Below are 20,153 nucleotides of genomic sequence, written 5' to 3'. Positions count from 1 at the left end.
CTGGGTGTGTGCGCGCTTAATCCCCCGACCCGCATGTTGGGGGTGGCGCCTGCTGTGTTCGCGGCGGGTTTGGGGGGGGGGCCCCCCCCCCCCCCCGCCACAAGGTATTACAGACGCAACAGCATTTTCCAGGCGCGGTTCTGATACACCGCAATCGCCTGCTGCTTGCGCGCATCCAGGACTTCGTCGGTGATCGATTCGTTGGCCAGTTGTGCCAGCTTGTTCAGCTCACCGTACAGTCGATCCATTTCCGGGATCTCCAGCACGCTACGCGCATGGTGCAGCCAGACCTGGATGCGTTCGATGCGCGGCAGTTGCTCGGCCAGGTCTTCTGGCTGTTGCTGGTAGCGCTGCAATTGCAGCGAGTTGGCTTCTTCGCCCAGCAGGCGCGGCAACCAGCTGCCCAGTTGCGCAGCGCCCTGGCGATTGCCACGGGTGTTGCGATCGGCGGCCCAGGTGCGGGCCAGCAACCAGCGCGAGGTGGTCAGGGAGAACAGGCCCCAGCGCGGGTCTTCGAGTTCTTCGAGGAACTGCTCGGGTGCGGCCTTGCGCACGTCTTCATCGTCCAGGCCGGCCTGGACCAGCGGGCGCCAGTCCTCCAGCAAGGCATCGAGCGCGATTCGCAGATCGTGGGTCGACTGACGCGGAGCGGCCTGGCCCAGGCTGCTGATCAGCGCGCGCATTTCCGCGAGGTTTTCGACCCAGTCCTGCAGCAGGCGCCAGTGACCGTTGAAGCGATACTGCTCGGCCAGACGCTGGCTGCTGCCCAGCAAATGCCAGCTCAGTGCGGCGAACGCGTCGTCCAGCGGCGTTTCGGCGCTGATCTGCGGTGCCGGCAGGCTCAACGAATAACTGTGGGCGTCGTATAGGCGATAACCGCGCTCGGCCTTGCTGATGTCGCATGGCATCAGGGCCAGTTTCTCGGCCAGCTCGGCGGCCAGTTCCAGCAACGCGGCCGGCTCGCCTTCGCGCAGTTCCAGTTCCAGCTCGCAGATTTCTTCTTTCTGCTTGCCGACCACGACGTGACCCAGGTCCAGCGCGGCTTCGATGACCACTTTGGTTTTGCCACGGCCCCAGGCGATTTCCGCGCGTTCGCGGACGAAGTCAGTGGTGAAGATCGGCTTCAGGGTTTTCTTGTCAAGTTCGGCCAGTTCCTCGGGCCAGCATTCGCCGTCGAGTTTCTTCAGGTCGAGCTTGGCTTTGGGCAGGTTCCAGTCGTACTCGTTGCGTACCGACAGACCGGCGACGCTCTGGCCGCGGGTCTTGAGGGTCTGGATCACTTCGTCGCCATCCTTGCGCAGGCGCAGGGCGACCTTGGCCTGGGCCAGGTCACGCTCGGGCGTGTCGAAGTACTGGTTCATCAACTCACGGCGTTCCCAGCCACTTTTGTTGCGTTTTTTCAGTAACGGGTGCTCGCGCAGGGCGGCGAGGGTTTCGCGGCTGACGCGGAGTTTGATTTCGGTTTCTTTCTGCATGGCCGGAAAATCCAGGATCGGGAGCGCAGCCGGGGGAATGTGTGGCTGCCAAGGTCGTGCAGTGTACAGGACTCAAGGTTAGTACGCGCCGCGACGGTTTATTCCTGTCATCGGTTGGCTCTATGATGGACTTCAATTCGGGAGCCGGGAGTCAGCGATGCCATTGCCGTCGATGAAAGAACAATTCGCTGCGCTGATTGCTGCACCGTCCGTCAGTTGCACCCAACCCAGTCTCGATCAGACCAACCGCCCGGTCATCGATCTGCTGGCGACGTGGCTCGGTGAGCTGGGTTTTACCTGTGAGATCCAGCAGGTCAGCCCCGGCAAGTTCAACCTGCTGGCCAGTTTCGGTTCCGGTCCCGGCGGCCTGGTGCTGGCCGGGCACAGCGACACCGTGCCGTTCGACGCTGCGCTGTGGCAAACCGACCCGTTGAAGCTGACTGAAGTCGACGGTCGCTGGATCGGTCTGGGCAGTTGCGACATGAAGGGCTTTTTTGCCCTGGCGATCGAGGCGGTCATACCGCTGCTCGATCAGCCGTTCAAACAGCCGTTGCTGATTCTCGCCACCTGTGATGAAGAAAGCTCGATGTCCGGCGCTCGCGCGCTGGCCGAAGCGGGGCGACCGCTGGGGCGGGCGGCGGTGATCGGCGAACCGACCGGGCTCAAGCCGATCCGCATGCACAAAGGCATCATGATGGAGCGCATCGACATCCTCGGTCAGAGCGGTCATTCCTCCGACCCGCGCCTGGGCCACAGCGCCCTGGAAGCCATGCACGATGCCATCGGTGAACTGCGTGGCCTGCGCTTGTTATGGCAGCGCGAATTCCGCAATCCACAGTTTGGCGTGCCGACGCCCACGATGAATTTCGGCTGCATCCATGGCGGCGACAACCCCAACCGCATCTGCGGCCAGTGTTCGCTGGAATTCGATCTGCGGCCGCTGCCCGGCATGGACCCCAAGGTCCTGCGCGCCGAGATCCTGCAGAAGCTCAAGCCGGTTGCCGAGCGGCATCAGGTCAAGATCGATTACGCGCCGTTGTTCCCCGAAGTGCCGCCCTTCGAGCAGGCCGAGGACGCCGAGTTGGTGCGCCTTGCCGAAAAGCTCACCGGCCACAGCGCCGAAGCAGTGGCGTTCGGCACCGAAGCACCTTATCTTCAGCGCCTTGGCTGTGAAACGCTGGTGCTTGGCCCGGGTGATATCGCCTGCGCCCACCAGCCGGGGGAATACCTCGAAATGTCACGTTTGCAGCCTACGGTGCATCTACTACGACAGTTGATTGAGCATTACTGCCTAACCCCTCTGTAGGAGCGAGCTTGCTCGCGATGGATGTTAACGATGACGAGTATTGCCTGAATGAACGTGGCGACCTCAAATTCATCGCGAGCAAGCTCGCTCCTACAAGGTTTCGCGGTTAAATTGCCGGTACCCAAACCCGTATTCATGAGGAGAGCGCGCGTGTCGCCAAGCCTGTTCCGACGATAACCATCAGCCCGCTGTGCGTTTTCAGTTTCGCCCTTTTTTCGGCTGCTATTTATTACAGGCCCAGGTTCATGCCCGAATACGTCAATTGGCTTCGTCACGCTTCGCCTTACATCAACGCCCACCGCGATTGCACCTTTGTCGTCATGCTGCCCGGCGACGGCGTTGAACACCCGAACTTCGGCAATATCGTCCACGACCTGGTGCTGTTGCACAGCCTGGGTGTGCGTCTGGTGCTGGTTCACGGCTCCCGGCCGCAAATCGAAGCGCGCCTCGCCGCCCGTGGCCTGACCCCGCATTACCACCACGGCATGCGCATCACCGATGCCGCGACCCTGGAGTGCGTGATCGATGCGGTTGGCCAGTTGCGCATCGCCATCGAGGCTCGCCTGTCGATGGACATGGCTTCGTCGCCGATGCAGGGCTCGCGCCTGCGGGTGGCCAGCGGCAACCTGGTGACGGCACGGCCGATCGGTGTGCTTGAGGGCGTCGACTATCACCACACCGGCGAAGTGCGCCGGGTCGACCGCAAGGGCATCAACCGTCTGCTGGACGAGCGCTCCATCGTCCTGCTGTCGCCGCTGGGCTATTCGCCCACCGGGGAGATTTTCAACCTCGCCTGCGAAGACGTCGCCACCCGCGCGGCCATCGACCTGGGCGCGGACAAGCTGCTGCTGTTCGGCGCCGACCTGGGCCTGATCGACGAGCACGGGCGCCTGGTGCGCGAACTGCGTCCACAGCAAGTGCCGGCGCATCTGCAGCGGCTGGGCAGCAACTATCAGGCGGAATTGCTGGACGCCGCTGCCGAAGCTTGCCGTGGCGGCGTGGCCCGCAGCCATATCGTCAGTTACGCCGAGGACGGTGCACTGTTGACCGAACTGTTCACCCGTGACGGTGGCGGTACGCTGGTGGCCCAGGAGCAGTTCGAAGTGGTGCGCGAAGCGGCCATTGAAGACGTCGGTGGTTTGCTGGACTTGATCAGTCCGCTGGAAGAGCAGGGCATCCTGGTGCGCCGTTCCCGTGAGGTGCTCGAGCGCGAGATCGAACAATTCAGTGTGGTTGAACGCGAAGGTATGATCATCGCCTGTGCGGCGCTGTACCAGATCGCCGACTCGGACGCGGGTGAACTGGCCTGCCTGGCGGTGAATCCGGAATACCGCCATGGCGGTCGCGGCGATGAGTTGCTGGAGCGTATCGAAGCCCGTGCACGGGCGCAGGGGTTGAAAACCTTGTTCGTCCTGACCACCCGCACCGCGCACTGGTTCCGCGAACGTGGTTTCGAACCGAGCAGCGTCGACCGACTGCCGTCGGCGCGGGCATCGCTGTACAACTATCAGCGTAATTCGAAGATCTTCGAAAAAGCCCTTTGATCAGGATGCAGTCCCTGTAGGAGCGAGCTCGCTCGCGATGGACTCAAGAGCGCTGCGTTTAGTCAGTAAACACGCGGCATCGTTAACGACCATCGCGAGCGAGCTCGCTCCTACAGAGGTCGGTGGTGTTACTGGGTGACAAACTTCGCACTGACATACGGCGAATAATCTGGCAGCACCGTTTCAACCTTCCCTTGTTCCTTCAAGAATTTCGCCGTCTCGCCAATGGCTTTGGCCGTGCCGCCGTCCAGCAGCGCGGTGCTCTGTTGCGCCTTGGCATCCGGGAAGGCGGAACCGGCCAATAGCTCCGGTACATCGGCGGCGTTGGCACCGGTCAGTTTGGCGATTTTCTGGACGGGCACCGAATCAACGGTCCATTGGTCCTTGTGGGCGGCATAGTCGGCGAACGAATCCAGGGTGACCCTGGCGAACTTGGCCACGACCTCCGGATGTTTTTCGGCGTAATCCTTGCGCGCCACCCAGACCTCAAAGGTTGGTGCGCCCCATTGGCCTACCTGCGCAGCGTCGGTCAATGTCTTGCCAGTCTTGCGGATTTCCCCCAGGGCGGGCGACCAGACAAATGCGCCATCAATATCGCCTCGTTTCCAGGCTGCCGCGATTTCCGCCGGCTGCAGGTTCACCACTTTGACTTTCGAGCCGTCCAGGCCCCAGTGCTTCAGCGCACCGAGCAGGCTGTAGTGGGAGGTTGAAACGAAAGGCGTGGCGATGGTCTTTCCGATTAGATCTTGTGGTTTTTCGATGCCGCTGCCGTTGCGTACCACCAGCGCTTCGGCGGCATTGATCTGGGCCGAGACGATGAACGCGACAATCGGCAGGTTGCGCGAGGCGGCAGCGGCCAGCGGACTGGAGCCGAGATTGCCGATTTGCACATCGCCCGAGGCAATCGCCGTGACCACTTCCGGACCGCTGTTGAAGCGCCGCCAGTCGATGGGCTGGCCGATGGTTTTTTCATAAAGGCCATCGGCCTGGGGGACTTTGCTGGGGTCGATTCCGGTTTGATAGCCGACGGTGAGGTTCGCCGCCTGCGCCGTGAAAGAAAATGCCAGCGATACACAAACTGTAACAATTGATCCGGATAGTGCGCGTTTGGTCGTCATGGGATCGCCTTTCGGTAAAGGATTTGTTTCCGATTTATGGCGGAAACTAATCGATCTAAAAAAGCGAATATAAATACCGTTTAGTAATTAGCTTATGAGCAGAACCGTCTATTCTGGGGTAATCGTGCAGTGGGGAGCTAAATTCCTAAACGGTATTAGAAAAGAATCGAGTAATTCTTTTCAGGTTCATGACGAAATCATGACCCTGCAGGGACCAAAAAATCGGGGATTAGACTATGGTCGTAGACACATATGGTTACGATTGACTTATGGGTCACGGTCTGGCGCTAATCGCGCATCTTAGGATTTCGGGCGTCGACCCGAGACCAGGAATACAAGAATTAGAATCGAGAGGAGCTACACAATGAACAAGTCCAACTTGGCTTTGGCCGTGGCCATAGGGGTTTTGGCGCAGCAGGCAGGCGCCGCAGGTTTCCTGGAAGACAGCAAGGCTTCCATCAGCTCGCGCACCATGTATTACGACGCCGATATGCGTGAAGGTGCGAGTACTCCTGCCAACCGTCAGCGAGAAACCGCTGAGGGTCTGAAGTTCGATTACCTGTCCGGTTTCACCCAGGGTACCGTAGGTTTTGGTATCGACGCCCAGGCTCTGGTGGGTATCCATCTGGATGGCGGCAAGGGGCATCACCCGACCGGTAACGCCAACTCGTTCTTCCCTAGCGATGGCAATGAGGCGGCCGACGAGTGGAGCCGTCTGGATGGCAACGTCAAGGCGCGCTTCTCGAAAACCGAAGCCCACCTGGGCGGCGCTCTGGCACCTAACCTGCCGATCCTGATCGCGAACGACAGCCGTTTGCTGCCGCAAACCTTTGACGGTGGCACCATCACCTCCAAAGAAATCGACAACGTGACCTTCAACTTTGGTCAGCTGGAGCACGCGTCGGGTCGCGCCTCCTCGAACTCCACTGGCCTGTCTGTGGCTGGCGCGACTCAGGACAGCAACAAGTTCCTCTACGGCGGTGCTGACTGGAAGGTCACCAAAGACCTTTTGCTGCAGTACTACTATGCGAACCTGGAAGACTTCTACAAGCAGAACTTCCTCGGCCTGGTGCACGTCTACCCGATCGCGGCCAATCAGTCGTTCAAGACCGATATCCGTTATTTCGATAGCAGCTCCGACGGCAAGAACGGCGATCCGGGCTTCCGTTTCAACAACAACAACGGTTTCGCCAAGACCCCGGGCGAGGTCGATAACAAGACCTGGAGCGCCATGTTCACCTATACCCTGGGTGGCAACGCGTTCCTGATCGGGCATCAGCGTGTCAACGATGACGGCGGCTTTGTATTCCTGAACCAGGGCAGCCTTGTCGATGACAAAGGTCGTCAAGAAGGTGCCGGCGGCTCCAGCTTCTACTCGTTTACCGATGCCACGGTCGGCAGCTTTATCCGTGCCGGTGAAAACACCACGTTCGGTCAGTACTCCTATGACTTCGCCTCACTGGGCGTACCAGGCTTGAAAGCTTCGATTGCTTACTTGAATGGCCAGGACATCAAGGCAACCAGCGGTGTGGGTAAAGACCTGAGTGAGCACGAGACTGACGCGCGTATCGATTACGTGATTCAAACGGGCGCACTGAAAGGGTTTGGTACGACTCTGCGTCACGGTACCTACCGTGGCAACACCAGCACCCTTGATCAAGACCAGACCCGTCTGATCTTCAACTACACCTACAGCTTCATGTAATAGCCACAAGAAAAAGCCCCGTCGCTTGGCGGGGTTTTTTTTGCATCGGGTTTTATATTCCAAAAACAAAGATGCTATTTCTTTTTTATTCTTTTTAGTTTTTTAATTCAAGCACTAAAGTGCGTCCTCCGACACTCATCCCTGAGCTCGGATTTGGCAATTTCGTCCCTCGACAATTGATCAGGTTCAGGAATCGGCCTCGCCGCCGATACCTCGGTTCTGCCGTGGGAAGTCATATTCCATAGCGATATTAAAAAGATTCAATAAATTCTTTTTGGCTTTAATGCCATGTATCCTGCGGCCCGCCAAACGACCGGCTCAGACGGTTTGCCGCGAAATTATGCATTCAGGATCCCGGGCAATCGATTCGGGACCAGGAACATCAGAATTAGAAACGAGAGGAGCGAAACATGAACAAGTCCACCCTGGCCATGGCTGTGGCCGTCGGGGTATTGGCCCAGCAGGCAAACGCCGCGGGTTTTATCGAAGACAGCAAGGCAACATTGGGGCTGCGTAACTTCTACATCAACACTGACAACCGTGACGGTGCCGGTGCCAACAAAAACGAAGAATGGGGCCAGGGCTTCGATCTGCGTTTCATCTCCGGCTATACCCAGGGCACCGTCGGCTTCGGTATCGATGCGATCGGCCTGCTGGGCGTCAAGCTGGATTCGGGCGGCGGCACCAACGGCGCCACGGCGACCTCTTACGGCGGCACGGTTTTCCCGAGCAAATCCAACGGCGAGGCGGTAGATAATTTCTCCAGCCTGGGCCTGACCGCCAAAGCCAAGATTTCCCAGACCGAACTGAAACTGGGCACCCTGCAGCCGAAAAACCCGGTAATCGTGACCAACGATGGTCGCCTGCTGCCGCAAACCTGGCAGGGTGGCCAGATCACGTCCGGCGACATCAAGGATCTGACGCTGGTCGGTGGCCAGATCGAAGCCGTCAAAGGCCGTAACTCCAGCAACAATGAGCAGATGTCGATTTCGGGCGCGAACACTCGCGGCACCAAATTCCGCGACAGCAACAAGTTCATCTATGCCGGTGGCGACTACAAGATCACCAAGGACCTGACTGCCCAGTACTACTACGGCAACCTGGAAGAGTTCTACAAGCAACACTTCCTGGGTCTGGTTCACAACTGGGCTATCGGCCCTGGCGTGTTGAAGTCGGACTTCCGTTACTTCAACAGCTCCGACGACGGTGCCAACGGTCACGACCCTCTGTTCTTCACCACTGGCAACTACAGCGGTGCAGCCAACGGTAAAGGCAAGGTCGACAACAACCTGTACAGCGGTCTGTTCCTGTACAGCGTTGCCGGTCACACCTTCGGTGGCGGATACCAGGTCAGCAATGGCAGCAGCGACTTCCCTTGGCTTAACCAGGGCGACGGTTCGTCGAACTACACCATCACCGACTCGCAAATCCAGAAGTTCGGCCGTGCCGGCGAGAAAACCTGGCAAGCACGCTACTCGTTCGACTTCGCCAAGGTCGGCGTACCGGGCCTGACCGCGGGTCTGGTGTACCTGCACGGCGACGATATCGATACCGTCAACGCCAAGGGTGGCGAGGCGGCCAATGGTGCTTCCGAGTGGGAGCGCGATCTGAGCGTGGCTTACGTCGTTCAGGAAGGTCCGCTGAAGAACCTGGGTCTGACGTGGAAAAACGCTACCTGGCGCACCGACCTGCCGAACACCCGTTCGCAGGACGAAAACCGCCTGATTGTCAGCTATTCGATCCCGCTGTTGTAATAGCGCTCGCGTAAGCGAAACAAAAAAGCCCCGCCCGGTATTGCACCGGGCGGGGCTTTTGCATTGTCAAGACGGGTTCACCCCCGTAATCCCGCCTTGAAGTTCCCTTTTTGCAGCAACTCAAGGCCTTCTCGAACCTTGTGGCCGATGTTCGGCGGGTTGTGCGCGTACGTCCAGTGAACAGATCTTTAATATTTCTTTATGATCTAAATAAATCGATATTTATTCTTTTTAATAGATAAAAAACACAGGCACAGTTGAACCCATCAAGCACTCACAAGGAGCAGCACCATGGGTCTCAGACTTGGCGATATCGCCCCCGACTTCGAACAGAATTCCAGCGCCGGCATCATCCGTTTCCATCAGTGGCTGGGCGATAGCTGGGGCGTGCTGTTTTCCCATCCGGCGGATTTCACGCCAGTGTGCACCACCGAACTGGGTTTCACCGCCAGGCTCAAGGATGAATTCGCGGCGCGCGGCGTCAAGGCCATCGCGCTGTCCGTGGACCCCGTCGAGTCGCACCACAGGTGGATCGAGGACATCAACGAAACCCAGGACACCGTGGTCAACTTTCCGATCCTCGATGACGCCGACCGCAAGGTCTCGGACCTCTACGACCTGATCCATCCCAATGCCAACGACACCCTGACCGTGCGTTCTCTGTTCGTGATCGACCCGAACAAAAAGGTCCGGTTGACGATTACCTACCCGGCGAGCACCGGCCGCAACTTTAATGAAATCCTGCGGGTGATCGACTCGCTGCAACTCACCGACAACTTCAAGGTGGCCACACCGGCCAACTGGCAGGACGGTGACGAGGTGGTGATCGTGCCGTCGCTCAAGGATGAGGGTGAAATCAAACAGCGCTTTCCCAAGGGGTATCGTGCCGTTAAGCCTTACTTGCGCCTGACGCCGCAGCCTGATCGGTGAGTCATCAATATTTACGGTGAGGCTGATGCCGCCTTCGCGAGCAAGCCCGCTCCCACAGTTGACCGCGTAAGCCCTTGTGGGAGCGGGCTTGCTCGCGAAGGCGGCAGATCAGACTCCACAGGTTTCACAGTTAACAGCATCCACAAAGCAGGGGATTTCAGGCCGTTTCGACGGCCTGTTTTTTTGCCCGGAAGAAGTGAAATTTAATATCTCTTAAAGGCATAACCAAATGAATAAATATGATTTATGGATATATTAATCAGCTGTTAAGGTCACTCCATCGAAGCGAGATCGCAAACCGCGAATCGCCAGCACCGCACAAGGAATCGTCTGAATGTTGGTTGTTTCACTCGGTGGCAGTCCCAGTCAGCGCTCTCGTTCCGGGGTGCTGCTGGATCGCTCCCGGAAATGGTTACAGGAGCAGGGTGTGGAAGTGGTGAGTTACCAGGTGCGGGACTTCCCGGCCGAGGACTTGCTGCACGCACGCTTCGACAGCCCGAAGGTAATCGACCTGCTGCAACAGATTGAAAACGCCGATGGCCTGCTGATCGCCACGCCGGTTTACAAGGCATCGTTTTCCGGAGCCCTGAAAGTCGTGCTGGACCTGCTGCCCGAACGCGCCCTGAGCCACAAGGTTGTTTTGCCCATGGCCACTGGCGGCAGCATCGCCCACATGCTGGTGGTGGATTACGCGCTCAAGCCGGTGCTGTCGGCATTGAAGGCCCAGGAAATGCTGCAGGGGATATTCGCCGTCGACAGCCAGATCGCCTACGGCGAAGGCAGCACCCTGGCGCAATTGGCGCCGGAGCTGGAACAACGTTTACATGAAGCGCTGGAGCAGTTTTCCAGCGCCATGGCGCGACGGCCCAAGCCGCTCGATCCGAACCTGTTGAATGACCGTTTGTTGAGTGCTCGCTGGAGCATTTAAGCCTCACCGAAAATTGAAGTACTGGCCTTACTCGCCCGCCAACGGGCAAGCAGGTGCAGCCAAAACCCAACTGCAAAAAGGAGAGCGCCATGCGCCCTGTCATTTTGCGTCGTGGTCTGGTCGCTCTGTTTGCTGCGGCTGTCACCTTCGGCGCCATTACTCAAGCTCAGGCCGAGACGTTACGAATCGGCTACCAGAAATACGGCACTCTGGTGCTGCTCAAAGCCAAGGGCACCCTGGAAAAACGTCTAGCCGCCCAAGGCGTGGACGTGCAATGGACTGAATTCCCCGGTGGCCCGCAACTGCTTGAAGGCCTGAATGTCGGCTCCATCGACTTCGGCGTCACCGGCGAGACTCCGCCCGTGTTCGCCCAGGCGGCCGGTGCTGATTTGCTCTACGTCGCCTACGAACCGCCAGCGCCGCACAGTGAGGCGATCCTGGTGCCGAAGGACTCGGCAATCAAGTCGGTGGCAGAGCTCAAGGGCAAGAAAGTCGTGCTCAACAAGGGCTCCAACGTGCACTACCTGCTGGTGCGTGCACTGGAAGATGCCGGCCTCAAGTACACCGACGTCCAGACCGTATTCCTGCCGCCGGCTGATGCCCGCGCCGCGTTCGAACGTGGCAGCGTCGACGCCTGGGTCATCTGGGACCCGTACCAGGCTGCCGCCGAACAACAGCTGCAAGCGCGCACTCTGCGTGATGGTCAGGGCATCGTCGACAACCATCAGTTCTACCTGGCGACCAAACCTTACGCGCAAAAAAATCCCGAGGTGATCAAGACCCTGGTGGAAGAAGTGCGGGCGGTGGGCGAGTGGTCCAGGGCCAATCCCCAGGATGTGACCCAGCAGGTATCGCCACTGCTCGGCCTGCCGGCGGACATCACCCTGACCTCGGTGAAACGCCAGGGTTACGGCGCGCTGTTCCTCACCCCGGAAGTGGTCGCCGCGCAGCAGAAAATCGCCGACAGCTTTTACCAGCTCAAGCTGATTCCTAAGCCGCTCAGCATCAAAGACGTGATCTGGACGCCGCCGGCTGCCGTGGCCAAAGCCCAATAATTCGATTCCCCAAGGAGACCACTCCATGAGCCTCAATATCTTCTGGTTCCTGCCTACCCACGGCGACGGCCATTACCTTGGCACCGCCGAAGGCGCCCGCGCCGTTGACCACGGCTACCTGCAACAAGTCGCGCAAGCGGCGGATCGCCTGGGTTTCGGCGGGGTGCTGATTCCCACCGGCCGCTCTTGCGAAGACTCGTGGCTGGTGGCGGCATCGCTGATTCCGGTGACCCAGCGTCTGAAGTTCCTTGTCGCCCTGCGCCCCGGGATCATTTCCCCGACAGTGGCGGCGCGTCAGGCTGCGACCCTGGATCGTCTGTCTGGCGGGCGGGCGTTGTTCAACCTGGTAACGGGCGGTGATCCGGAGGAGTTGGCGGGCGATGGTCTGTTCCTTAGCCACGAAGAGCGCTACCAGGCCTCTGTGGAGTTCACCCGTATCTGGCGCCGCGTGCTGGAAGGCGAAACCGTCGATTACGACGGCCAGCACATCAGCGTGAAGGGAGCGAAGTTGCTCTATCCGCCGATCCAGCAGCCGCGTCCACCGCTGTACTTCGGTGGCTCGTCGGAAGCCGCGCAAGACCTGGCGGCAGAGCAGGTGGAAATGGTCCTGACCTGGGGCGAGCCGCCGGCTGCCGTGGCCGAGAAGATCGAGCAGGTCCGCGCTAAAGCCGCCAAGCTTGGCCGCACCGTGCGCTTCGGCATCCGTTTGCATGTGATCGTGCGCGAAACCAATGCCGAAGCCTGGCAAGCGGCGGATCGACTGATCTCGCATCTGGACGACGACACCATCGCTCGTGCCCAGGCTTCGCTGGCGCGTTTCGATTCGGTCGGTCAGCAACGCATGGCCGCATTGCATGGCGGCAACCGCGACAACCTGGAAGTCAGCCCCAACCTGTGGGCCGGTGTTGGTCTGGTGCGCGGCGGTGCCGGTACGGCGCTGGTGGGCGATGGCCCGACCGTGGCCGCCCGCGTGAAGGAGTACGCGGACCTGGGCATCGACACGTTCATTTTTTCCGGATACCCACACCTGGAAGAGTCGTATCGGGTGGCGGAGTTGTTGTTCCCGCACCTCGATGTCGAGCGTCCTGAACTGCCGAAAAGTGCCGGCTACGTCAGCCCGTTCGGCGAGATGGTCGCCAACGACATTCTGCCCAAAGCCGCGTCCCAGAGCTGAGGCGCGGTCATGAAGAAAATCATCCACAGTCTGGCGCCCTGGGCGTTGCCGGTGTTGCTGCTGGCGGTGTGGCAGTTGAGTGTGTCGGCGGGCTGGTTGTCGACACGGATCCTGCCGGCACCGATCGCCGTGATCGAAGCCGGCGTGAGCCTGGTGCGCAGCGGCGAAATCTGGACGCACCTGGCCATCAGTGGCTGGCGTGCGGCGCTGGGTTTCACCATTGGTGGCAGCATCGGTCTGACCCTGGGTTTTATCACCGGCCTGTCGAAGTGGGGCGAGCGCCTGCTCGACAGTTCGGTACAGATGATCCGCAACGTGCCGCACCTGGCCCTGATTCCGCTGGTGATTCTCTGGTTCGGCATCGACGAGTCGGCAAAGATTTTCCTGGTGGCGCTGGGCACGTTGTTCCCGATTTACCTCAACACCTATCACGGCATTCGCAACGTCGACCCGGCGCTGGTGGAGATGTCGCGTAGCTATGGCCTGAGCGGTTTCAGCCTGTTCTGGCAGGTGATTCTGCCAGGGGCGCTGCCTTCGATTCTGGTCGGCGTGCGTTTCGCCCTGGGGTTTATGTGGTTGACGTTGATCGTCGCCGAAACCATTTCCGCGAGTTCCGGCATCGGCTATCTGGCGATGAATGCCCGGGAGTTTTTGCAGACTGACGTGGTGGTGCTGGCGATCCTGATGTACGCGGTGCTCGGCAAACTGGCCGACCTCGCGGCCCGTGGACTTGAACGTGTGTGGCTGCGCTGGCACCCGGCGTATCAGGTTGCCAAGGGAGGTGCGGCATGATCGCGGAACAACCTCCACGCCTGCTGCGCGGGATTCCGCTGGCGGTGCGCAAGCTGCAAAAAACCTTTGGCGCGCGGCAGGTGCTGCGTGAGATCGACCTGCACATTCCGGCCGGCCAGTTTGTCGCCGTGGTGGGCCGCAGTGGTTGCGGTAAAAGTACCTTGCTGCGCTTGCTCGCCGGTCTCGACCAGCCCACGGGCGGTGAATTGCTGGCCGGTGCCGCGCCACTGAGTGAGGCGCGGGAGGACACGCGGCTGATGTTCCAGGAAGCGCGATTGCTGCCCTGGAAAAAGATCATCGACAACGTCGGTCTTGGTCTCAAGGGCAACTGGCGGCCGCAAGCGCTTGAAGCTTTGGAAGCGGTCGGTCTGGCCGATCGCGCCCACGAGTGGCCGGCAGCTCTATCCGGTGGACAGAAACAACGCGTGGCGTTGGCCCGTGCATTGATTCATCAGCCGCGCCTGCTGTTGCTCGACGAACCCTTGGGCGCGCTGGATGCCCTGACCCGAATTGAAATGCAGCAACTGATCGAGCGGCTCTGGCAACAGCATGGCTTCACCGTGTTGCTGGTCACCCACGACGTCAGCGAAGCGGTGGCGATTGCCGATCGGGTGATCCTGATCGAAGAGGGCGAAGTCGGTCTCGACCTGCACGTCGAACTGCCGCGCCCCCGGGTCCGCGGCTCCCATCGGCTGGCGGCGCTGGAAACCGAAGTGCTCAATCGCGTGCTGGCGCTGCCCGGCCAGCCGCCGGAACCGGAACCTGTTTCACCCTTGCCTACGCAATTGCGCTGGGCTCAATAACTCAAGTCTTATCCCACGACAGGAATCAACATCATGACTATCAAAGCCATCAACGTTCGTAACCAGTTCAAAGGCTCCATCAAGGAAATCGTCCTCGGCGACGTGCTGTCGGAAATCGACGTGCAGACCGCGTCCGGCATCGTCACTTCGGTGATCACTACTCGTTCGGTGAAGGAGCTGGAACTGGCGGTCGGCAGTGAAGTGATCGCGTTCGTGAAATCCACCGAGGTGTCGATCGCCAAGTTGTAAGCCGTGCGCGCAAACAACAACCCCGAAGGGTTTGAGCCCTTCGGGGTTTTTTGTGCGTGTGATTCAGTGAGATAGGCGGTGTGGCCTTCGCGAGCAAGTCGAGTCGTCGCACCGCCGCTCCCACATCTGGAATGCGTTTCCCTGTGGGAGCGGGCTTGCTCGCGAAGAGGCCAGTCCAGCCAATAGAAAATCAGGCAGCAACAGCACGTTTTGGCAGGTAAGGCGGCAAATACAACCCAAGATACGCATCAAACACCCGCATCCCTTCCTCGGCCATGCGCGGTGTGATCTGCCCGTGCTGCTGCACCGAACGCGCATACACCCGGTCGCCCAGCTCCATGGCCAGGGCGAACACATCGACATCGCTCGGCAATGTCGGCAGTTCGAAGTGATGGTCGAACAGCTTGTGCATCAGGTCGCCCAGTTCGATGTCGTGCTGGCGGTCGGCCTGGGTGACTTCGGTCAGGCCGTGTTGGGCCAGAATGAGTTGGCGGGCGGCGGCGTCCTCTGCGTAGATGTCGAGCATGCGTTGTTCCACCAGTCGCGACAGATCGCGCCAGCCGTTCAAGGCCGGGTGATCGATGGGGGCTTGCAGGCAGGCACGGAAGGCGGCGTGGACATCGGCGGTCAAGGCTTCAAGCAAGGCCGGCACGCTGGCGAAGAAGTGGTAGACCGAGGAGGGCGGTATCTCCGCGCGCTCGGCGACGCTGTAGATCGACAGACTGGCCACGCCCTCGGCGGCCAACAGCGTGCGGGCCGCATCGAGTATCGAATCGATCCGGGCCTGGCTGCGTGCGCGGGGTTTGCGTGGGGTGGCTACGCGTGTCATTGGAGTCTCCTGCGGGGCAGCGGGCATTGTACGAGGCAGGTGGCACCTTGTCTGTATGGGCTCCGCTGCCCGGTCCGGCGATCAAGGGCGCTTAGCCGCCGATGTGCACACTCCGGTCGTTCAAGGGTTGAACCGGGCGTGCATTCATTGGATACAGCGCCTGGAACGCCTCCAGTTGCGCTCGCGACAGTTGCACCGCAGTGGCCAGCACATTCCAGCGCACGCCTTCGGTACAAGGGGGTGTTGTCAGGGAGCCCATATAGAAATAGGCGTAGAGGTTCGCAGGTAGTAGTTGTGCAACATTTACCGTGTCCAGATGCGCACTACCGCCCGTGTGCTTTGGCATGGCTGCCAGGATTGGCTCCAGGGCCGGGTTGTATGCACCCTCTTCAAACAGCAAGGCCACCACGGCCAGTTCGCCTGCAGCGTTGCGGTGGACCAGATGCGCGTCCAGAGGATAGGTGCGCCCCTGGATCATTTCTTCGCTTGGCGTATGAAAATGCATTTGCACGAATGAGTAGTGACTGGATTCCAGAGTGATGCCTCCGGCGTCGACCGGCGTTACCTGAATGGTGTGGCCGTTGTTCGACACAGTGGCTTTGCTTGGCTGATAAGCAATGTTCAGCATCTTGGCTTCAGTCTTGATCGCGTCACGAATATCGATAGGCGACTGTGTCTTGCCCGACGAGCAGAGACTGTACTCGCTCTTCAGTTCACCCCAGTTTTGCGGTCCGGTGGGGGAGGAATAGCTCCATGCGGCCGTGTCACCGGCTGTTGCCCAGGCGGTGGAGCACAAACCGGCGACGATCAGAGTGATGGTTGCGCCCAATAGCTGTTTTTTCATAGTTGTTCTCATGCGCGGGTAGGAAAACGGGAAGAATCCCGGCGTCCGAAGTGTGAGGTTGTGGTCAGGGTGCAGATGTAGTCAGTGTCTGGCGAATCCGTAGGAATTTTCCTTGGTTCTGCTGACAAGCATTCCATAATAAATGGCGAGCAAAAAAAAACGCCGCCGGCTGTGAAGCCGACGGCGTTTTTTACTGCAACCGCTTAAACGGTATGCAGGTACCAGTTGTACTCGAGGTCGGAGATGGAGTGTTCGAACTCCTCCAGCTCGCTCTCTTTACAAGCCACGAAGATATCGATGTATTTCGGATCGATGTACTTGGCCATGACTTCGCTGTCGTCCAGCTCGCGCAGGGCATCGCGCAGGTTGTTCGGCAGGCTCTGCTCGTTCTGCTCGTAGCTGTTGCCTTCGACCGGAGCGCCAGGCTCGATCTTGTTGACCAGGCCGTGGTGCACGCCTGCCAGGACCGAAGCCATCAGCAGGTACGGGTTGGCATCGGCGCCAGCCACGCGGTGTTCCAGACGCACGGCGTCGGCGGAGCCGGTTGGAACGCGCAGGGCCACGGTGCGGTTGTCCAGGCCCCAGCACGGCGAGTTCGGCACGTAGAACTGTGCGCCGAAACGACGGTAGGAGTTGACGTTCGGGCAGAGGAAAGCCATCTGCGCCGGTAGGGTCTCGAGCACACCGCCGATCGCGTGACGCAGTGCGGCGTTCTGCTCGGGATCCTCGCTGGCAAAAATGTTCTTGCCATCTTTATCAAGAATCGAGATATGGACGTGCAGACCATTACCCGCCTGGCCTGGATACGGCTTGGCCATGAAGGTGGTGTCCATCTCATGGTCGTAGGCGATGTTTTTGATCAGACGCTTGAGCAGGACTGCGTAGTCGCAGGCCTTGATTGGGTCAGCCACGTGGTGCAGGTTCACTTCGAACTGCGCCGGGGCACTTTCCTTGACGATGGCGTCGGCCGGAATGCCTTGCTCTTTGGCACCTTCCAGAATGTCTTGGAGGCAGTCGACGTATTCGTCGAGGTCGTCGATCAGGTAGACCTGGGTCGAGTGCGGACGTTTGCCGGAAACCGGCGAGCGAGGTGGTTGTGGACGACCGTTCACGTTCTCCTGGTCGATCAGGTAGAACTCCAGTTCGAACGCGGCGCAGATGGTCAGGCCCATTTCGTCGAACTTGCGCACCACATTGGCCAGCACTTCGCGCGGGTCGGCAAAGAATGGCTCGCCTTCGAGTTCGTGCATGGTCATCAACAGTTGCGCGGTCGGGCGCTTCTGCCATGGCTCGTTGCACAGGGTATCGGGGATTGGATAGCAGATTCGGTCAGCATCACCGATGTCCAGGCCCAGGCCGGTGCTTTCCACCGTCGAGCCGTTGATATCCAGAGCAAATAGAGAGGCCGGCAGGTTGATGCCTTTCTCGTAAACCTTGTGGAGGCTGGTGCGTTCGATGCGCTTGCCGCGCACCACACCATTCATATCCGCAATCAGAAGGTCAACGTACAGAACCTCAGGATGTTCCTTAAGGAACGCGTTCGCTTCGTTAAGCTGAACGGCACGCGGGGGTACCGACATGATGCAACACCTTTGTTGTTAAAAATATCAATCATTGATCTTTTCAGATTCCAGTCAACCCGAACGGCCTGCCGAAGTCAAGCGAGGCCTTTTTTGCCCTAAAAAAGCGCTCGTGTGGCTTTTTTGAGGCACTTTAGGGCGTTTTTACTCCGCTGGACGTGGCGGCGGCCGCGAGCTTGAGCGGGCCGTGTTGTATTTTTTACGGGGGTGTTGTGTAAAAAAATGAACAAGGCTAAGCTCGAATCAAACCCATAACAGCAATAATACCGGGGTGCTTCATGTCTCGCCTGCCGATAATCGGCGTCACCGACTGCTCAAGACAGCTCGGTCGGCATGCTTGCCACAAAAGTGGTGACACGTACGTCCGCGCAATGGCCTCGATCGTTTCAGGCCTGCCGGTGATTCTCCCATCCTTGACAGAGCACCTGTCCCCGTCCGTTATTCTGGACGGTCGCGGTGGCACCCCCATTACGGTTACTCCATTCAATATAGAACCGATTCACAATAGCGGCCTGACCATTGTTCAGGGCACCGCTCGCGATTCTGCACGCCCGGCCTCTGCGGCAGTGTTGGCAAACACGATAATCTGCCGCAGGAACGCTCTACAACGCGACGCCGACGCGTCAAACAACGCCTGACCTTAAAAGGGTCAGACAACTCAAGCCTAGAGGCATTTATGAGTAACAACCTCGACCAGCTCACCGATTGGTTGAAAAACCACAAGATCACAGAAGTCGAATGCATGATCGCCGACTTGACCGGGATTACCCGGGGCAAGATTTCGCCGACCAACAAATTCATCGCCGAAAAAGGCATGCGCCTGCCAGAAAGCGTGCTGCTGCAGACCGTAACCGGCGATTACGTCGAAGACGACATCTATTACGAACTGCTCGACCCGGCCGACATCGACATGGTCTGCAAGCCGGACGCCGACGCCGTATACGTGGTGCCGTGGGCCATCGAGCCGACCGCCATCGTCATCCACGATACCTACGACAAGCAAGGCAACCCGATCGAGCTGTCGCCGCGCAACGTACTCAAGAAAGTCCTGAAACTCTATGCCGACAAAGGCTGGCAGCCGATCGTGGCGCCGGAAATGGAGTTCTACCTGACCAAGCGCAGTGACGACCCGGACTACCCGTTGCAGCCGCCGGTCGGCCGCTCAGGTCGCCCGGAAACCGGTCGTCAGTCGTTCTCCATTGAAGCGGCGAACGAGTTCGATCCGCTGTTCGAAGACGTCTACGACTGGTGTGAACTGCAGGACCTTGACCTCGACACGCTGATCCACGAGGACGGCACGGCGCAGATGGAAATCAACTTCCGTCATGGCGATGCCCTGTCCCTGGCAGACCAGATCCTGGTGTTCAAGCGCACCATGCGCGAAGCCGCGCTCAAGCACAACGTCGCCGCAACTTTCATGGCCAAGCCGATGACCGGCGAGCCAGGCAGTGCCATGCACTTGCACCAGAGCATCATCGACATCGAGACCGGCAAGAACATCTTCTCCAACGACGACGGGACCATGAGCCAGTTGTTCCTGCACCACATCGGTGGCTTGCAGAAACTCATTCCCGAGCTGTTGCCGCTGTTCGCCCCGAACGTGAACTCGTTCCGCCGCTTCCTGCCGGACACTTCGGCGCCGGTGAACGTGGAGTGGGGCGAAGAAAACCGCACGGTGGGCCTGCGGGTACCGGATGCGGGACCGCAAAATCGTCGGGTGGAAAACCGCCTGCCGGGCGCCGATGCCAACCCGTACCTGGCGATTGCCGCGAGCCTGCTCTGCGGTTACATCGGCATGGTCGAAGGCCTGAACCCGAGTGCGCCGGTGGTGGGGCGCGGCTATGAACGTCGCAACCTGCGCCTGCCGCTGACCATCGAAGATGCGCTGGAACGCATGGAACACAGTTCAACAATCGAGAAGTACCTGGGCAAAAATTTCATCACTGGCTACGTCGCGGTCAAGCGGGCCGAGCATGAAAACTTCAAGCGCGTCATCAGTTCGTGGGAAAGGGAATTCCTGCTCTTTGCCGTCTGATACGCCGGGCGCTGCCGTTGTCGAGTGGCGCT

18 protein-coding genes are annotated in these 20,153 nt (G+C 59.5%); 13 read left to right on the top strand and 5 right to left on the bottom strand.

Going from position 1 to position 20,153, the window contains the following annotated elements:
- Positions 1-107: 107 nt before the first annotated feature.
- Positions 108-1,475 (bottom strand): inorganic triphosphatase, encoded by a 1,368-nt coding sequence (locus ACCD00_RS03475; RefSeq protein ID WP_413421931.1) that lies wholly within the window; start codon positions 1,473-1,475, stop codon positions 108-110.
- Positions 1,476-1,632: 157 nt separating this feature from the next.
- Between ACCD00_RS03475 and argE the strand changes: the two genes are divergently transcribed.
- Positions 1,633-2,781, top strand: coding sequence for an acetylornithine deacetylase (gene argE, locus ACCD00_RS03470; protein WP_413421929.1), 1,149 nt, complete (start codon positions 1,633-1,635; stop codon positions 2,779-2,781).
- Between the two features lie 245 nt (positions 2,782-3,026).
- Positions 3,027-4,325 carry an amino-acid N-acetyltransferase gene (argA, locus tag ACCD00_RS03465; RefSeq protein ID WP_413421927.1) on the top strand — a complete coding sequence of 433 codons (1,299 nt, stop codon included), beginning with the start codon at positions 3,027-3,029 and terminating at the stop codon, positions 4,323-4,325.
- A gap of 128 nt (positions 4,326-4,453) precedes the next feature.
- On the opposite strand, the gene tauA is transcribed toward argA, so the two are convergent.
- The gene (tauA, locus tag ACCD00_RS03460; RefSeq protein WP_413421925.1) at positions 4,454-5,443 is read right to left on the bottom strand and encodes a taurine ABC transporter substrate-binding protein; all 990 of its coding nucleotides are present in this window, start codon (positions 5,441-5,443) and stop codon (positions 4,454-4,456) included.
- A 364-nt stretch (positions 5,444-5,807) separates the two neighbouring features.
- Here tauA and ACCD00_RS03455 point away from each other — a divergent pair, with 364 nt between their 5' ends.
- The 9 genes from ACCD00_RS03455 (at position 5,808) to ACCD00_RS03415 (ending at position 14,833) form a co-directional block, all read left to right on the top strand.
- Positions 5,808-7,148: an OprD family outer membrane porin gene (locus ACCD00_RS03455; protein WP_413421923.1), complete on the top strand. Its 1,341-nt coding sequence runs from the start codon at positions 5,808-5,810 to the stop codon at positions 7,146-7,148.
- Between the two features lie 410 nt (positions 7,149-7,558).
- Entirely contained in the window at positions 7,559-8,902 is a 1,344-nt protein-coding gene (locus ACCD00_RS03450; protein WP_413421921.1) for an OprD family porin, read from the top strand.
- A gap of 291 nt (positions 8,903-9,193) precedes the next feature.
- Positions 9,194-9,832, top strand: coding sequence for a peroxiredoxin (locus ACCD00_RS03445; protein WP_413421919.1), 639 nt, complete (start codon positions 9,194-9,196; stop codon positions 9,830-9,832).
- 334 nt (positions 9,833-10,166) lie between these two features.
- Positions 10,167-10,760, top strand: coding sequence for an NADPH-dependent FMN reductase (gene ssuE, locus ACCD00_RS03440; RefSeq protein ID WP_413421917.1), 594 nt, complete (start codon positions 10,167-10,169; stop codon positions 10,758-10,760).
- A gap of 89 nt (positions 10,761-10,849) precedes the next feature.
- Positions 10,850-11,815, top strand: coding sequence for a sulfonate ABC transporter substrate-binding protein (locus ACCD00_RS03435; protein ID WP_322617405.1), 966 nt, complete (start codon positions 10,850-10,852; stop codon positions 11,813-11,815).
- Between the two features lie 25 nt (positions 11,816-11,840).
- The gene (ssuD, locus tag ACCD00_RS03430) at positions 11,841-12,989 is read left to right on the top strand and encodes an FMNH2-dependent alkanesulfonate monooxygenase (RefSeq protein WP_111282858.1); all 1,149 of its coding nucleotides are present in this window, start codon (positions 11,841-11,843) and stop codon (positions 12,987-12,989) included.
- Positions 12,990-12,998: 9 nt separating this feature from the next.
- On the top strand, positions 12,999-13,781 hold the full coding sequence (ssuC, locus tag ACCD00_RS03425) for an aliphatic sulfonate ABC transporter permease SsuC (RefSeq protein WP_413421915.1): 783 nt from the start codon (positions 12,999-13,001) through the stop codon (positions 13,779-13,781).
- Positions 13,778-14,584 carry an aliphatic sulfonates ABC transporter ATP-binding protein gene (gene ssuB / locus ACCD00_RS03420; RefSeq protein ID WP_413421913.1) on the top strand — a complete coding sequence of 269 codons (807 nt, stop codon included), beginning with the start codon at positions 13,778-13,780 and terminating at the stop codon, positions 14,582-14,584. The genes ssuC and ssuB overlap by 4 nt, the downstream gene beginning before the upstream one ends.
- Positions 14,585-14,617: 33 nt before the next feature.
- Entirely contained in the window at positions 14,618-14,833 is a 216-nt protein-coding gene (locus ACCD00_RS03415) for a TOBE domain-containing protein (RefSeq protein WP_007967989.1), read from the top strand.
- Positions 14,834-15,023: 190 nt separating this feature from the next.
- Here the strand turns inward: ACCD00_RS03415 and ACCD00_RS03410 are convergent, their stop codons facing one another.
- From ACCD00_RS03410 to ACCD00_RS03400, 3 genes are all read right to left on the bottom strand, one after another.
- A complete protein-coding gene (locus tag ACCD00_RS03410) occupies positions 15,024-15,662 on the bottom strand; it encodes a TetR/AcrR family transcriptional regulator (RefSeq protein ID WP_413421911.1) in 639 nt (212 codons plus the stop codon).
- A 91-nt stretch (positions 15,663-15,753) separates the two neighbouring features.
- A complete protein-coding gene (locus ACCD00_RS03405; protein WP_413421909.1) occupies positions 15,754-16,506 on the bottom strand; it encodes a carbonic anhydrase in 753 nt (250 codons plus the stop codon).
- Between the two features lie 203 nt (positions 16,507-16,709).
- Positions 16,710-18,086, bottom strand: a complete 1,377-nt coding sequence (locus ACCD00_RS03400; RefSeq protein WP_095148654.1) for a glutamine synthetase family protein — start codon at positions 18,084-18,086, stop codon at positions 16,710-16,712.
- Positions 18,087-18,364: 278 nt separating this feature from the next.
- On the opposite strand from ACCD00_RS03400, the gene ACCD00_RS03395 reads away from it, so the two are divergent.
- Together ACCD00_RS03395 and ACCD00_RS03390 are read left to right on the top strand one after the other, a co-directional pair.
- The gene (locus ACCD00_RS03395) at positions 18,365-18,724 is read left to right on the top strand and encodes a gamma-glutamyl-gamma-aminobutyrate hydrolase family protein (protein WP_413421907.1); all 360 of its coding nucleotides are present in this window, start codon (positions 18,365-18,367) and stop codon (positions 18,722-18,724) included.
- Between the two features lie 38 nt (positions 18,725-18,762).
- The gene (locus ACCD00_RS03390) at positions 18,763-20,121 is read left to right on the top strand and encodes a glutamine synthetase family protein (protein ID WP_413421905.1); all 1,359 of its coding nucleotides are present in this window, start codon (positions 18,763-18,765) and stop codon (positions 20,119-20,121) included.
- Positions 20,122-20,153: the final 32 nt, after the last annotated feature.

Source organism: Pseudomonas sp. Pseusp3, assembly GCF_047304225.1.
Classification (GTDB): Bacteria; Pseudomonadota; Gammaproteobacteria; order Pseudomonadales; family Pseudomonadaceae; genus Aquipseudomonas; species Aquipseudomonas fluorescens_CD.
This window is presented reverse-complemented; position numbering and strand designations above follow the sequence as displayed.